Source organism: Ruegeria sp. AB10 (genome assembly GCF_056542745.1).
This window is the reverse complement of the sequence record NZ_JBQGAI010000005.1, coordinates 139,070-154,545: the sequence shown is the minus strand read 5'-3', so window position 1 is coordinate 154,545 and position 15,476 is coordinate 139,070. Positions and strand designations below refer to the sequence as shown.

The window sequence follows — 15,476 nt, the reverse complement described above, 5'->3', positions numbered from 1 at the left end:
CATGGGCGCGGCAGTTCAGCAAAACGGCGGCGGGAATGGGCGCAGACGCGGGCGGCGCCGCGGCCGCGCGCAGCCGATGGCCGAGATCAACGTGACGCCGTTTGTGGACGTTATGCTGGTGTTGCTGATCATTTTCATGGTGGCCGCCCCGCTGCTGACCGTCGGAGTGCCGGTGGATTTGCCGAAAACGGCGGCCAGCGCCTTGCCCGGCGACAACGAGGAACCGCTGACCGTGACGTTGACCGCAGATGGCCGGGTACAGATTCAGACCACGGATGTTGTGCGTGAAGAGTTGATTGGCAAATTGCGCGCGATTGCGTCAGAACGCAGCAGCGACCGCGTGTTCCTGCGGGCCGACGGGGCGATCCCTTACGCGCAGGTGATGCAGATCATGGGCGCGCTGAACGCAGGTGGGTTTTCCAATGTGGGCCTGGTGACAGACACCGGTGGTCCGACGCTGGAAGAAGGTGGAGAGTGAGGCCGCACGGTGGATACCGGCACCAAGATCTCGGCAATTGCCCACGTCGTTTTGATTGGATGGGCTTTTTTCGGCGGAACATTCCGGTCCGAGCCCCTGCCGATTCCGGTGCAGGAGGTGTCGGTGGTCACGGGTGAACAATTCGCCGCGATGATCGCGCAGCGCGCCGCTCCCGACGTGCCGACCCCGACCGCCTTGCAGCAACCTGAAGCACCCGAGGAAGAGGTGATCCCGCCCGCGCCGGTGGAAGAGGAACTGACCCCGCCCGAGGTCGTGGCACCCCCGGAACCAGAGCCCGACCCGGTGCCCGATCCGGTCGAGGAACCGCCCGAACCCGAAGTGGTTGAGGAACCCCCGACGCTGGAACAGCCCGAGCCCGTGACCGAAGTGCTGCCGGTGCCTCCGGGTCCCGAGGCGCAGCCGCGCCCCGCCGACAAGGTGGCACCGGAACCCATCGCGCCGCCACCGCCCGAGGCGCAGCCGGACGAGGTGGAGACTCCCGCCGTGTCGTTGGATGAAGGGGCCGAAACCCAAGAGGAACAGCAGGATCAGACCGCCCCGGAAGAGGCGACCGATGAGATCGTGACCGAGGCGGAAGAGACCAAGGACAACGCCCCGCGCACCTCTCCGCGGCCGCGGGTGCGGCCGAACCGGCCTGCACCTCCGGCGCAGCCCGAAGTGGCCGAAGAACAGGACCCGAGCCCGCCCGAGCCAGCGCAGAGCGACACTGCAATTGACGATGCCCTGGCCGAGGCATTGGGGCAGGGCAGCGAGCCCTCTGGCCCGCCGCTGACCAGCGGAGAAAAAGACGCCATGCGTCTGGCCGTGTCCAAGTGCTGGAACGTGGGTTCCTTGTCCACGGATGCGCTGCAAACTGTTGTGGTGGTTGGCTTTTCGCTGACCCAAGACGGCAAGATCGTCGGCGGCAGCCTGCGCATGATCGACAGCTCTGGCGGGTCCGCCGGAGCGGCGAAACAAGCCTATGAAGCCGCCAGACGAGCAATTTTGCGCTGCGGCGCCAAAGGATACACCCTGCCTGCTGACAAATACGACCAATGGCGGGATATTGAGATTACATTCAATCCCGAGAGGATGCGGATCAAATGATGAGATTTCTGACCAGCCTGTTGCTTGGCCTGACGATTTTGGCGGCACCGGTACATGCCCAGAGCGGACCGCTGCGTCTGGAACTGGATCAGGGGATCATCGAGCCCTTGCCCTTTGCCGTGCCGAACTTCGTGCCAGATGGCCCTGCGGCGACGCAATACGCCAACGACATCTCTCGGGTCGTTGCGGCCGATCTGACGGGCACCGGGCTGTTCCGCGAAATCGCACCCGAGGCTTTCATCAGCCGGGTCAGCAGTTTCGAGGCGCCGGTCCAGTTCGCCGACTGGAAAGCCATCAATGCCGAGGCGCTGGTGACCGGTGCTGTGAACGTCTCGGGCAACCGCCTGACGGTGCGGTTCCGGGTGTGGGATGTGTTCTCGGGTCAGGAACTGGGCAATGGTCTGCAATTTGCGGGCACCACCGATGGCTGGCGGCGCATGGCGCATAAGGTGGCCGATCAGGTCTATAGCCGGATCACTGGTGAAGGCGGTTATTTTGACAGCCGCGTGGCGTTTGTCTCGGAAAGCGGCCCCAAGGATCAGCGCCTGAAGCGTCTGGCGATCATGGATTACGACGGCGCGAATGTGCAGTACCTGACCGACAGCGCCGCCATCGTTCTTGCCCCGCGCTTTTCTCCGACGGGGGACCGGTTGCTTTATACCAGCTATGAAACCGGCCAACCGCGTATCTATGTACTGGACGTAGACCGCGTCCGCCGGACCGAGTTGAAAACCCAGGACGGCACGATGAGCTTCTCGCCCCGCTTCTCTCCGGACGGGCGTTCGATCGTCTATTCGTTGATTCAGGGCGGCAATACCGATCTGTGGAAGATGGACATCGCCTCGGGGCAAAGCGTGCGCTTGACCAACACACCAGCTATTGAGACCGCCCCCAGCTATTCGCCGGACGGCTCTCAGATCGTGTTTGAAAGCGACCGGTCCGGTACGCCGCAGCTGTATATCATGCCCGCAAATGGAGGCGAGGCGACCCGGATCAGTTTCGGGCAAGGCCGCTATGGCACGCCGGTCTGGTCGCCGCGCGGGGATCTGATTGCGTTCACCAAGCAGAACAAGGGCCGGTTCCATATCGGTGTCATGCGCACCGATGGCAGTGAGGAACGTCTGCTGACCTCGTCTTTCCTTGATGAAGGTCCCACATGGTCGCCCAATGGCCGGGTCATCATGTTCACCCGCGAAACGCAGGGGGCCAGCGGCCGGGCCAGCTTGTATTCGGTGGATATCTCGGGCCGGAACCTGCGCCCGGTGCGCACCCCGGATGGCGGCAGTGACCCGTCATGGGGGCCATTGCAGAATTGATCGGGGCAGGGGCTTGGAAAAGTTCACAAAAAACCTGCACTGTGCTACAGAGACGGCAATAAACCGATAAAACAACGAGGCACTTGAAATGAACGTATTGGGCAAAATCCTGGCCTTGGGCACGCTGAGCGTGATGGCCGCTTGTACCAACAATGATCCGTCGGCACTGGGCGGTGGATTTGGCAGCGGCGCGAATGGCGCAATCGCACCGGGCTCGCCCAGCGATCCGCGCTCGCCGGCCTATTTCCAGCAAACCATCGGCGACCGGGTGTTGTTCTCGGTGGACCAGTCGACTCTGACACCGCAGGCGCAGCAAGTCCTTCAGGGGCAGGCTGAATGGTTGATGGCGAACCCGGACTATGTGGCCACCATCGAAGGTCATGCGGATGAGCAGGGCACACGCGAATACAACCTCGCTCTGGGCGCACGCCGGGCCAATGCGGCGCGCGAGTTTCTGATTTCGCGCGGGGTGGCGGGCAATCGTCTGACAACCGTCAGCTATGGCAAGGAACGCCCGATCGAGATTTGCAGCACCGAGGATTGCTATTCCAAGAACCGCCGCGCGGTGACGGTGCTGACCGGTTCAACTTTGGGGTAAGACGATGAAAGTTGCAGGATGGGTTCTGGCCGCGGTTGTTGCGACCGCTGGTGTGGCACAAGCGCAGGATCAGCAGACCCTGGCGGACATCCGTCAGGAACTGACGGTGCTGCATGTGGAAGTTCAGCGCCTGAAGCGTGAGTTTTCGACCACCGGCTCTCCGGCCCCGAACCTGTCCGGCAGTTCCGTTCTGGAACGGGTGGACGCCATCGAAGCCGAGCTGCAGCGACTGACGCGCCAGACCGAACAGTTGAATCAGCGGGTGCAGAACATCGTGACCGATGGCACCAACCGGATCGGCGATCTGGAATTCCGTCTGGTTGAGCTGGAAGGTGGTGATCTGAGCACATTGGGTGAAACCTCGACCCTTGGCGGAGATACGCAGATCACCGCAGCAGCACCTGCAACACCAACGACCCCTCCGGTGATCGAACAGGGAGAATTGGCGGTAGGTGAACAGGCAGATTTCGATGCCGCTGCGCTGGCTCTGGCCGAGGGCAACTTTCAGGCCGCCGCCGATCAGTTTGCGCAATTCGAAGCTTCATACCCCGGCAGCCCCCTTGCGCCCGAAGCCAATCTGAAACGCGGGCAGGCGCTGGAGGGTCTGGGTGACACGCGAGAGGCCGCTCGGGCGTTCCTGGCCAGCTTCACCGGTGATTCCGAAGGCGCATTCGCGCCCGAAGCCCTGTTCGAACTGGGGGCCGCACTTGGGCGTCTGGGCCAGACCGATCAGGCCTGCATCACGCTGTCCGAGGTTGGCGTGCGCTTTCCGGCCTCGGCCACCGCATCCGCCGCCACGCAGGAAATGGCGTCGCTGGGCTGTTCTTGACCAAGCAGGCCGACACGCTCCGATCCGAACTCCGCGCGCGGCTGCCTGACCGGTTGCCGCCGCGTTTGGGTGTTGCCGTCTCGGGCGGCGGAGATTCGGTGGCTTTGCTGTGTCTGCTGCACGAAATTGCACAAACCGAACCAATCCGGCTGTTTGCCGCGACAGTGAATCACGGCCTACGCCCCGAAGCGGCCGCCGAGGCCGATCAGGTGGCCGAACTGGCCGCGCGTCTGGGCATCCCCCACGAAACGCTGCTGTGGCAGGGCTGGGATGGTGCGGGAAACTTGCAGGATCAGGCGCGGCAGGCGCGATACCGGTTGTTGACCGACTGGGCGCGACGCAATGACATCCCGGCGATTGCTCTGGGCCATACCGCAGATGATCAGGCCGAAACGGTGCTGATGCGGCTGGGCCGGGCGGCAGGGGTCCGTGGTCTTTCAGGTATGCCTTATGCGCGGGATCAGAACGAAGTCACTCTGTTGCGTCCGATGCTGGGGGTCACGCGCCAAAGCTTGCGGGACTACTTGTCGGACCTTGGTGAAGGATGGATCGAAGATCCCTCGAATCACGATCAGAAATTCGACCGGATCAAGGCGCGCGAGGCACTGACGGGGCTTGGGGCGCTTGGGATTTCTGCACAATCTTTGGCCCGGGTCGCTGAAAATCTTGCACAAGCGCGTGACGCGCTGGCGCTCTATACGCAGGAATCCGCGCGAAAGTTCGCGAAAGTGGATGGCGGGGATGTCTGTATCGACTGTAACGGGTTCAGGCTGCTTCCAACGGAAATCCAAAGACGGCTGATCGTCGGCATCATCGCCTGGATTGCGGGGCAGGGCTATCCGCCGCGCGGGGCGGCCGTTGATCAGGCTGTTACTGCTATTGGCGCAGGGCAGACGCTGACCCTGGCGGGCTGCCTTCTGATCCCGCATCAGGATAAAATGTGGTTTTGCAGAGAGCTAAACGCGGTGGCAACGGAAACCGCCGCCCCGCAGGAGGTCTGGGATGACCGCTGGGTTTTGACCGGGCCGCTGACTGCAGACGCCGAGGTCCGCGCACTGGGAGACGCCGGTTTGCCGCAGGTGCCCGAGTGGCGCGCGATGGGCAAACCCCGTCGGGCGCTGTTGTCCTCGCCCGCGGTTTGGAGCGGGGAAAGCCTGCTGGCAGCACCTCTGGCCGATTATTCAAACGGTTGGTCGGCTGAATTCGCTGCGTATAGACCAGAGTTTTACTCTTCTCTTTTATCGCATTGAACATGCTTGAATCATCTCTATTTTATAGAGCAACCCGGCAGGTCCCCATCTGCCGAAATCTTTTGGGAGATTTTCCTTGGGCAACGCTCGTAACATCGCCTTCTGGGTCGTTCTGTTTCTGCTGATCCTTGCACTGTTCAACTTCTTCAGTGGTCAGGGCGGAACACTTCAGAGCAATGAAAAAACCTATTCCGACTTTGTCACCGCTGTTGAAGGCGGCGAAGTCAAGAATGTGACGCTGGATGGTGAGCAGATTCGCTATACCACCCAAAGCGGCGCGACCTATGTCACCATCAAGCCCGGCGATGCCGAGGTCACCCAGCTGCTGATCAAGGAAGACATTCCTGTTCAGGCGGTGAAACAGCAGCAATCGGGCTTTCAGTCCTTCCTGATCACATTGCTGCCGTTCCTGCTGCTGATCGGTGTGTGGATTTACTTCATGAACCGGATGCAGGGTGGCGGCAAAGGCGGTGCGATGGGCTTTGGCAAGTCCAAGGCCAAGATGCTGACCGAAAAGCATGGGCGCGTGACCTTTGATGACGTTGCGGGTATCGACGAAGCGAAGGAAGAACTGGAAGAGATCGTGGAATTCCTGCGCAACCCGCAGAAATTCTCACGCCTTGGTGGCAAGATCCCGAAGGGCGCGCTGCTGGTTGGCCCTCCGGGCACTGGTAAGACGCTGTTGGCTCGTGCAATCGCGGGTGAGGCAGGCGTGCCGTTCTTCACCATTTCGGGTTCCGACTTTGTTGAGATGTTCGTGGGTGTCGGTGCATCGCGTGTGCGCGACATGTTCGAGCAGGCCAAGAAGAACGCGCCCTGTATCGTTTTCATCGACGAGATTGACGCCGTGGGCCGCCATCGTGGTGCCGGTTATGGCGGCGGCAACGACGAACGCGAACAGACCCTCAACCAGTTGCTGGTCGAGATGGACGGGTTCGAGGCCAACGAAGGTGTGATCATTCTGGCCGCAACCAACCGGAAAGACGTTCTGGACCCCGCGCTGCTGCGTCCGGGCCGGTTTGACCGTCAGGTCACCGTCGGCAACCCCGATATCAAGGGCCGTGAAAAGATTCTGGGCGTTCACGCGCGCAAGACACCTCTGGGTCCCGATGTCGATCTGCGCATCATCGCGCGTGGTACGCCGGGCTTTTCGGGCGCCGATCTGGCCAACCTCGTGAACGAGGCCGCTCTGATGGCTGCCCGTGTGGGCCGTCGCTTTGTCACCATGGAAGATTTTGAGAACGCCAAGGACAAGGTGATGATGGGGGCCGAGCGCCGCAGCATGGTGCTGACGCAGGATCAGAAGGAAAAGACCGCCTATCACGAGGCCGGTCATGCCGTGGTTGGTCTGGAACTGCCGCTGTGCGATCCGGTCTACAAGGCGACTATTATTCCGCGCGGCGGTGCGCTGGGTATGGTTGTGTCGCTGCCGGAAATGGACCGCCTGAACTATCACCGTGATGAGTGCGAACAGAAGCTGGCCATGACCATGGCCGGTAAAGCAGCCGAGGTGATCAAATATGGTGAGGACCATGTCTCGAACGGTCCGGCCGGTGATATCATGCAGGCCAGCCAGTTGGCGCGCGCCATGGTGATGCGCTGGGGCATGTCGGACAAGGTCGGCAATATCGACTACGCCGAAGCCCACGAAGGCTATCAGGGCAACACTGCCGGGTTCTCGGTCTCGGCCCATACCAAAGAGCTGATCGAGGAAGAGGTGAAGCGCCTGATCCAGCAGGGATACGAACGTGCCCACGAAATTCTGACCGAAAAGAACGAAGAATGGGAACGTCTGGCGCAAGGGCTGCTGGAATATGAGACCCTGACCGGGGATGAGATCAAGCGCGTCATGAACGGGGAATCGCCCAGCGAGGGTGACGACGAGGGCGACAAGCCGGATGAAGGCAGCGCGCCCAGCGTGACCGCGATTCCGAAGACCAAGGTCAAGAAGTCTCCGCCCGATGGCGGGATGGAGCCGGAACCTTCGGCATAACGACATCAGACCCGGGCATTGTCCCGGGTCTTTTTTCTTTCCAATCCGGATCGGCTGCTTTCTAGTGCGAGGCGACAAAAGCGAAAGTGAGGGGCGAACATGCCGGTGATGCGTGAGACCGAGTACAAAGGCGAGGTCGTCTGGCTGGGCCATGTTCCCGCAGGCGGTTCGATCCGCGCCCATGCGGTTAATGCGCTGGACCTTAGCTTTGCCGGGGATCGCGGTGCACGGCATGAAGGCGAGAACCGGGCCTCATGCGTTCGGATGAGAAATCTCTATCCGCAGGGCACGGAAATCCGCAATGTCCGGCAATTGTCGGTACTGTCAGCCGAAGAGATTGAGGCGACCGCACAAGAGATGGCGCTGGACCAGCTGGACCCGTCCTTTCTGGGCGCCAGCATCGTGTTGCTGGGTATCCCGGACTTTACCCACATCCCACCCTCTTCACGGTTACAGGTCGCGGGTGGTGTCACCATCACGGTTGATATGGAAAACCGTCCCTGCGTGATCCCCGGCCGTGAGATCGAGGCGGATCTGCCCGGACACGGGGCAGCTTTCAAACCGGCTGCAAAGGGGCGGCGCGGGGTCACCGCCTGGGTTGAAAGGCCGGGTGAATTGAAGCTGGGCGACCGGATGACCCTGTTTGTGCCAGATCAAAGGACGTGGGCACCATAAGGGGCACTCGTTTCCGATCTGAAACCGCGGAAATGACGCAACGCCGTTTCGCGGCATAATTATGTCGGAATCCACAGCCATCTGTTTGGTACACGACGGTATGGGTTGCGCAGCGCCGACGCTCTGCGCCGGTTTTGCACGGCATTCAATCAGGGACCCTGCCCAATGAGCTATAAATCCGACATCGAAATCGCCCGCGAAGCGAACAAGAAGCCGATTCAGGAAATCGGTGCCAAGATCGGCATCGATTCCGCCGATCTGCTGCCCTATGGCCACGACAAGGCCAAAGTCAGCCAAGACTTCATCAACTCGGTTCAGGACCGTGAAGACGGCAAGCTGATCCTGGTCACCGCGATCAACCCAACCCCGGCGGGTGAAGGTAAAACCACCACTACCGTTGGTCTGGGCGACGGCCTGAACCGCATCGGCAAGAACGCGATGATCTGTATCCGCGAAGCCTCGCTTGGCCCGAACTTCGGCATGAAGGGTGGCGCTGCAGGTGGCGGCTATGCGCAGGTTGTTCCGATGGAGGAAATGAACCTGCACTTCACCGGCGACTTCCACGCCATCACCTCGGCGCATTCGCTGCTGTCGGCGATGATCGACAACCACATCTACTGGGGCAACGAAGCCGAGATCGACGTGCGCCGCGTTGCATGGCGTCGTGTGGTCGACATGAACGACCGCGCCCTGCGTCAGATCACCGCCAGCTTGGGTGGCGTATCGAACGGTTTCCCGCGCGAAGCCGGCTTTGACATCACCGTTGCGTCCGAAGTCATGGCGATCCTGTGCCTGGCAAACGACCTGAAAGACCTGGAAAAGCGTCTGGGTGACATCATCGTGGCCTACCGCCGCGACAAGACCCCGGTCTACTGCCGCGACATCAAGGCCGAAGGCGCAATGACCGTTCTGCTGAAAGATGCCATGCAGCCGAACCTGGTGCAGACGCTGGAAAACAACCCGGCCTTTGTCCACGGCGGCCCCTTCGCGAACATCGCGCACGGCTGTAACTCGGTCATCGCGACCAAGACCGCTCTGAAAGTCGCTGACTATGTCGTGACCGAAGCCGGTTTCGGTGCCGACCTGGGTGCCGAGAAGTTCATGAACATCAAGTGCCGCAAAGCTGGCATCGCACCGTCGGCAGTTGTTCTGGTTGCCACCGTGCGCGCTATGAAAATGAACGGCGGTGTTGCCAAGGCCGATCTGGGCGCCGAGAACGTCGACGCCGTGGTCAGCGGTTGCGCCAACCTGGGCCGCCACATCGAGAACGTGAAGTCCTTCGGTGTTCCGGTTGTTGTCGCCATCAACCACTTTGTCACCGACACTGATGACGAAGTTGAAGCGGTCAAGAGCTACTGCGCCGATCACGGTGTCGAGGCGGTTCTGTCGCGTCACTGGGAATTGGGCTCGGACGGCTCTGCGCCTCTGGCCGAGAAGGTTGTGGAAATCGTCGAAGGTGGCACCGCGAACTTCGCGCCGATCTACCCCGACGAAATGCCGCTGTTCGAGAAAATCGAAACCATCGCCAAGCGCATCTACCGTGCGGACGAGGTTCTGGCCGACAACAAGATCCGCAACCAGCTGCGCGAGTGGGAAGAAGCCGGTTACGGCAATCTGCCGGTCTGCATGGCGAAAACCCAGTACTCGTTCTCGACCGACCCGTCGCTGCGCGGCGCGCCCACCGGCCACTCGGTTCCTGTACGTGAAGTTCGCCTGTCCGCAGGTGCCGGCTTCATCGTGGTTGTCTGCGGTGAGATCATGACCATGCCCGGCCTGCCCCGCAAACCGGCGGCTGAGACAATCCGCCTCAACGAAGAAGGCCAGATCGAGGGCTTGTTCTAAGCCTCCGAATAGGACATCTCGTGGTCCGGGGATATCCCCGGGCCATGAGGAGATCGCTATGCCCACTCTGACACCACCGCAAGACTGCCAATCGATGCAGGAATTGCGGGCTCAGATCGACAAGCTGGATCGCCAACTGATCGAGATGTTGGTGACGCGCGCAGGTTATATTGACCGCGCCTCGCAGCTGAAACCCGGCGAGGGCCTGCCGGCCCGCATCCCGGAGCGCGTCGAAGACGTGGTGCAGCGCGTGCGCACAAGTTCCGGTGAACTGGGGATGGACCCCGATCTTGCCGAGCAGCTTTGGCGCATTCTGATTGACTGGTCGATCGCACGTGAAGAACGTGTGCTCGGCCCTGATTGAACACCCGGGCGCCCTGCGCCCGATTTGTTTTTGGAAGGAAGGGATCACAGGATGGTAGCCCAGGTTATCGACGGTAAGGCCTTTGCGGCGACGGTGCGCGCGCAAGTGGCCGATCAGGTTGCAAAGCTGAAAGAGGAAAACGGCATCACGCCCGGTCTGGCGGTGGTTCTGGTGGGCGAAGACCCGGCCAGCCAGGTCTATGTGCGCTCGAAGGGCAAGCAGACCGTCGAGGTCGGCATGAACTCGTACGAGCACAAACTGGATGCAGATACGTCTGAAGAAGACCTGCTGGCCCTGATCGACAAGCTGAACAACGATCCCGCCGTGCATGGCATCTTGGTGCAGCTGCCGCTGCCCAAGCACCTGAACGAAGATCTGGTGATCAACTCGATCGATCCTGCCAAGGACGTTGATGGCTTCCACATCTCGAACGTGGGCCTGCTGGGTACCGGTCAGAAGTCGATGGTGCCCTGCACCCCGCTGGGCTGCCTGATGATGCTGCGCGACCACCATGGCTCGCTGTCCGGAATGGACGCGGTCGTGATCGGCCGTTCGAACATCGTTGGCAAGCCGATGGCGCAACTGCTGCTGGGCGACAGCTGCACCGTGACCATCGCGCATTCGCGCACCAAGGACCTGCCGGATGTCGTCCGCCGCGCCGACATCGTTGTCGCCGCCGTTGGCCGCCCCGAGATGGTTCCGGGTGACTGGATCAAGGAAGGCGCCACCGTGATCGACGTGGGCATCAACCGCATCGAGCGTGACGGTAAGAACAAACTGGTCGGTGACGTCGACTACGCCAGCGCGGCCGAGCGTGCAGGCGCGATCACCCCGGTTCCGGGTGGCGTTGGTCCGATGACCATCGCCTGCCTGCTGGCCAACACGTTGACCGCCTGCTGCCGCGCAAACGGCCTGCCAGAGCCCGAGGGCCTGACGGCCTGATCCTTGGCGCACTGCAATTGATTTTGGGCCGAGGGGCGGAAACGCTCTTCGGCCCGATTGTTTCAATATGCTCGCGCTAAGTTTTAAATCTCGGGGTTTGAATGTAACGGGTTCAGTGATAAATAAGTGAATCCAGCCGGTTACGTTGTGGTATTGCGAGCCTCCGGGGTTTGTGCTGGACCCGTAGGCTTATTGTTGAGTAGGTATGAACATAATACTGAGCCCAATTCTGGCCGAGGTCTCGCTGCGCAGAATTATCGCCGCGCTTGCCTTTCCGCCGTTGCTGGCCTCTGCTTTTCAACCGTTCTCAGCCATTGACCTGACCTATTTTCAACGCCTGGTGTTTTGGGTTGGGGTCGTGGTGCTGGCGCTGTGTGTGACATGGACCGCCAGACAAGTGACGCGGACCTGTTTGTCGGGAATTCACTTTTCCTGGCGCGATACCGCATTGGTTCTGGTCAACTTGGCGCTTTTCGTTCCGGCGCTTTGGCTGCTGTCCTACCTATTGATCACCATCAATGGACACCAAGCCCCCGGGTTCCTGTCAGTGGCCCCGTACGGGGCGTTGTTTGTCACCGGGCTGATGCTGGTGCGGGGACGCAGGCGGACAGAGGTGCCACCGGAACAGGCCGAGCCGGTGCAGCCGCGGCTGGCAAAGCGTCTGCCGGAGACCTTTCAGGGCCAGATTTATCGACTGACTGTCCGGGACCACGCCGTGGATGTGGTCACGTCCGAGGGGACATTCACCATCCGGTCCCGTCTGATCGATGCGATTGCCGAGATGGAGCCGGTGCCGGGCCATTGCACGCATCGCTCGCACTGGGTAGCGGATGCTGCCATTGCCGGGGTCGAGCGGCAGGGGGGCAAGACCTTTATGCGGCTGAAGAACAATGACTTGGTTCCCGTCAGCCGAAAATACAAACCGATGCTAGAGCAGGATGGCGTCATCTGAGCCAGCTCATCTTGGCATGGGAATGATCCGCGGCTGGGGCCCGGTCAGGATTGCCATGGCCCGGTTGTCCATCAATGCATTCAACGCGTGATCCGAACTGTGCAGCCCACCGGTATAGGTACCGTAGGCAGGCAGGATCAGCCGCGTCTGATCGACCAGAAAGGCCGGGCGGGTGATCGCGCGCCCGCGTGCCCGCAATCGGGCCTTCGGGTGATAGTGGCCGGACACTTCAGCCCGGGCCTCTGCCTGGGCGATATGTCGAAAGGTCAGCGGGCCGATTTTGCTTTCAGACAAGTGCGCCCCGCCCAGATCAAACGGGCCGGGGTCGTGGTTGCCCTCGATCCAGATCCAGCGCCGCCCGGCCTGCAGGGCGGTGATATCCCGTTTCTCATCCGAACCCATCGCCATGGACGCATCCAGATCGTCGAAGCTGTCACCCAAACAGATGACGGTGCCCGGATTGGTGTGCGTGATATCGGCGGCCAGACGCGTCAGCGTTTCCTGGCTGTCATAAGGCGGCAGGGTCGGGCCGCCGCGCCGGGCGATACGCTCAGACTTGCCCAGATGCAGGTCAGAGACACAGAGCAGGTTCTGCTCGGGCCACCACAATGCCCCGGACCCCAGCGCGCAGAGGCCTTGCCCGGCGAAAGAAAATGCGATGCTGTTCATGATACGTTCTTTGCGCGTTTCTGTCCGGTGCGCAAGCGATATCAGCCGGGTTTCAGTCCTGCGGCTTGCATCAGACGGGCGCTTTCTTCGGCCAGAAGGCGTTCCTCGGCCGCGCCTTTGACCGGCACCTTGCCGACCTCAAGGAACAGCGGCGCCGCGAGGGGTGAGACGCGATCCAGCCGCAACAGATCGATCCTGTCGCCGATACGTTCAACCATCGCCTCGATCCGCCCGAAATCCACCAGTCCGCGCATGGCCTCTTGGCGGGTGATCTGCATCAGCAGGTGGTCGGGGTCGTATTTCAGCAAGGTGTCATAGAGGATATCCGAGGAAAACGTCGCCTGACGCCCGCTTTTACGTTGCCCGCCGGTGTTGCGTTCGATCAGACCGGCAATGGTGGCCGAGGCGCGAAATGTCCGTTTCATCACTGCGTTCCCGGCCAGCCAGGTCTCAAGCCCGTCGCGCAGGGCCTGCAATTGAAACAGGGGGCGCGGGTCGGTTACCGCATCCAGTCCCCAGATCAGCGTCGCATAGTCGGTGGCCACGAAACCCAGCGGTGCCAACCTGGTTTCCTCCATCCGTTTGGTCAGCAACAGGCCCAGCGTCTGTTGCGCGTTGCGCCCGGCGAAACCGTAGACACACAGGTTCTCGCGCCCGTCATTGGGAAAGCTCTCGATCAGCAGGCGGTCGCGTTGGGGCAGGCGGGACATGTCGCGCTGCAGGGCCAGCCAATCGGACGTGTGCCCGGGCAGTTGCGGCCAGTCGGGTTGCGCGAACATCCGCAGGATGCGATCGCTCAACTGCGTTGAGGTGGCAAATTTCGTACCCGAGAAAACGGCAACCTTAGGCTTGCGATCCGCGCGGCGGCTGACCTCGACCACCATCTCGCGCAGGCCTTCATAGCGAACGATCTGCCCGCCAATCAGGAACGTGTCCCCTTGGGTCAGCGAGGCGGCAAAGCCCTCTTCGACCTCACCCAGAGGTTTGCCCCCGCGATTGCGCTTCAGGCGCACTTTTAGCGTGTCGGTGTCCTGAATGGTGCCCAGATTCATGCGGATGCGCTGCGCTGCACGCGGGTCGCGCAGTTGCCAGCGGCCATCGGCGCGCTGTTGCAGCCGTTGCCAGCGGTCATAGGCACGCAGGGCATAGCCTCCGGTGGCGCAGAACTCCAGACAAGCGTCGAATTCTGCGCGCGTCAGATCCGCATAAGGCCCGGCGGCGGTCATTTCAGTGAACAGCGAATCCGCGTCGAACGGCCCCGCCGCCGCCGCGATCAGAATATGCTGGCACAACACGTCGCGAGGGCCTGCGCCGCGCGGCTCACCGTCCAGATCATGGGCCTTGGCCGCCTCGAGCGCGGCGACGCATTCCACCACCTCGAACCGGTTGGCGGGCACCAGCAAGGCCTTGGAGGGCGCGTTATAGCGGTGATTGGCCCGCCCGATCCGCTGCACCAGACGTTTGACGTTCTTCGGCGCCCCGATCTGGATCACGAGGTCGACGTCCCCCCAGTCGATACCCAGATCCAGAGAACCGGTGCAGACAATGGCGCGCAGGTCGCCGCGGACCATGGCGGCCTCGACCCTTTCGCGTTGCTGACGATCCAGACTGCCGTGGTGGATGCCGATGGGCAGGCCGTCTTCGTTGGCGAGCCAGAGGTTGTGAAAGAAAATCTCGGCCTGCGCGCGGGTGTTGTGAAAGATCAGCGTGGTCTTGTGCTGCTTGATCTGCTCCAACACCGCCGGGATCGCATAAGCCGCCCCACCGCCGGACCAGGGGGGCATTTCCTGCGTTTCCAGCATCCGGATGTCGGGGTCGGGGCCGGGGTCGGCCTGCACGATCTGGCAGGGATCAGGGTGCCGGGCCAGAAACCGCGCGATGGCTGCGGGGTCTTCGACCGTGGCCGACAGCCCGACCCGGCGCAGGTCAGGGCAGAGCGATTGCAACCGGGTCAAAGCCAGCATCAGCTGATCGCCTCGCTTGCTTTCCGCCAAGGCGTGGATTTCATCGACGATCACCCTTTGCACACCTGCAAACATCCGGGATGCGTCCTCGTACGAGGTCAGCAGGGCCAGGCTTTCCGGTGTGGTCAGCAGAATATGCGGCGGGTCCACGCGTTGGCGTTTCTTCTGCGTGGCCGAGGTGTCCCCGGTGCGGTCTTCGATCCGGATCGGCAGTCCGATCTCATCCGCGGGGCCGCGCAGATTGCGGCGGATATCGGCGGCCAATGCCTTGAGCGGCGAGACATAGATCGAGTGCAGCCCTGCATGATCCCGTTCGGCCAACTCGGCCAGAGTGGGCAGGAACCCCGCCATGGTCTTGCCGCCGCCGGTCGGGGCGATCAGCAGCGTGGCCGGGTCCGAGGCCCGGTCGAACATGTCCTGCTGGTGGGGGTGGATCGACCAGCCTTTGGCGGCGAACCAATCGGTGATCCGGGCGGGAATCTGCGTCATGGCCGCAT

Annotated in this window: 14 protein-coding genes; 12 read left to right on the top strand and 2 right to left on the bottom strand. The window is 61.9% G+C overall.

Features of this window, described 5'->3' with window-relative positions:
• Position 1 precedes the first annotated feature (1 nt).
• The 12 genes from tolR (at position 2) to ACR0NT_RS12085 (ending at position 12,346) form a co-directional block, all read left to right on the top strand.
• Complete coding sequence (gene tolR / locus ACR0NT_RS12140; RefSeq protein ID WP_170445416.1) at positions 2-478, top strand: protein TolR; 477 nt, start codon at positions 2-4, stop codon at positions 476-478.
• Between the two features lie 9 nt (positions 479-487).
• A complete protein-coding gene (locus tag ACR0NT_RS12135; RefSeq protein WP_170672291.1) occupies positions 488-1,585 on the top strand; it encodes a ribonuclease E domain-containing protein in 1,098 nt (365 codons plus the stop codon).
• Positions 1,582-2,901: a Tol-Pal system beta propeller repeat protein TolB gene (gene tolB / locus ACR0NT_RS12130; protein WP_170672289.1), complete on the top strand. Its 1,320-nt coding sequence runs from the start codon at positions 1,582-1,584 to the stop codon at positions 2,899-2,901. The genes ACR0NT_RS12135 and tolB overlap by 4 nt, the downstream gene beginning before the upstream one ends.
• Before the next feature lie 88 nt (positions 2,902-2,989).
• The gene (pal, locus tag ACR0NT_RS12125) at positions 2,990-3,499 is read left to right on the top strand and encodes a peptidoglycan-associated lipoprotein Pal (RefSeq protein WP_170672287.1); all 510 of its coding nucleotides are present in this window, start codon (positions 2,990-2,992) and stop codon (positions 3,497-3,499) included.
• Between the two features lie 4 nt (positions 3,500-3,503).
• On the top strand, positions 3,504-4,328 hold the full coding sequence (gene ybgF / locus ACR0NT_RS12120) for a tol-pal system protein YbgF (RefSeq protein ID WP_170672285.1): 825 nt from the start codon (positions 3,504-3,506) through the stop codon (positions 4,326-4,328).
• Entirely contained in the window at positions 4,325-5,578 is a 1,254-nt protein-coding gene (gene tilS / locus ACR0NT_RS12115) for a tRNA lysidine(34) synthetase TilS (RefSeq protein WP_170672282.1), read from the top strand. Before ybgF ends, tilS begins: the two co-directional genes overlap by 4 nt.
• Before the next feature lie 76 nt (positions 5,579-5,654).
• A complete protein-coding gene (ftsH, locus tag ACR0NT_RS12110) occupies positions 5,655-7,571 on the top strand; it encodes an ATP-dependent zinc metalloprotease FtsH (RefSeq protein ID WP_170445398.1) in 1,917 nt (638 codons plus the stop codon).
• Positions 7,572-7,670: 99 nt separating this feature from the next.
• Entirely contained in the window at positions 7,671-8,246 is a 576-nt protein-coding gene (locus tag ACR0NT_RS12105) for an MOSC domain-containing protein (protein ID WP_170672280.1), read from the top strand.
• 165 nt (positions 8,247-8,411) lie between these two features.
• Positions 8,412-10,088 (top strand): formate--tetrahydrofolate ligase, encoded by a 1,677-nt coding sequence (locus tag ACR0NT_RS12100; protein ID WP_170445392.1) that lies wholly within the window; start codon positions 8,412-8,414, stop codon positions 10,086-10,088.
• Between the two features lie 58 nt (positions 10,089-10,146).
• Positions 10,147-10,452, top strand: a complete 306-nt coding sequence (locus ACR0NT_RS12095) for a chorismate mutase (RefSeq protein ID WP_170445389.1) — start codon at positions 10,147-10,149, stop codon at positions 10,450-10,452.
• A 51-nt stretch (positions 10,453-10,503) separates the two neighbouring features.
• The gene (gene folD, locus ACR0NT_RS12090; protein WP_170672278.1) at positions 10,504-11,394 is read left to right on the top strand and encodes a bifunctional methylenetetrahydrofolate dehydrogenase/methenyltetrahydrofolate cyclohydrolase FolD; all 891 of its coding nucleotides are present in this window, start codon (positions 10,504-10,506) and stop codon (positions 11,392-11,394) included.
• Positions 11,395-11,599: 205 nt separating this feature from the next.
• Entirely contained in the window at positions 11,600-12,346 is a 747-nt protein-coding gene (locus tag ACR0NT_RS12085) for a LytTR family DNA-binding domain-containing protein (RefSeq protein ID WP_170672276.1), read from the top strand.
• Positions 12,347-12,352: 6 nt separating this feature from the next.
• Here the strand turns inward: ACR0NT_RS12085 and pdeM are convergent, their stop codons facing one another.
• Positions 12,353-13,015, bottom strand: coding sequence for a ligase-associated DNA damage response endonuclease PdeM (gene pdeM / locus ACR0NT_RS12080; protein WP_170672274.1), 663 nt, complete (start codon positions 13,013-13,015; stop codon positions 12,353-12,355).
• Between the two features lie 41 nt (positions 13,016-13,056).
• Positions 13,057-15,468 carry a ligase-associated DNA damage response DEXH box helicase gene (locus ACR0NT_RS12075; protein ID WP_170672272.1) on the bottom strand — a complete coding sequence of 804 codons (2,412 nt, stop codon included), beginning with the start codon at positions 15,466-15,468 and terminating at the stop codon, positions 13,057-13,059.
• Between the last annotated feature and the right edge of the window lie 8 nt (positions 15,469-15,476).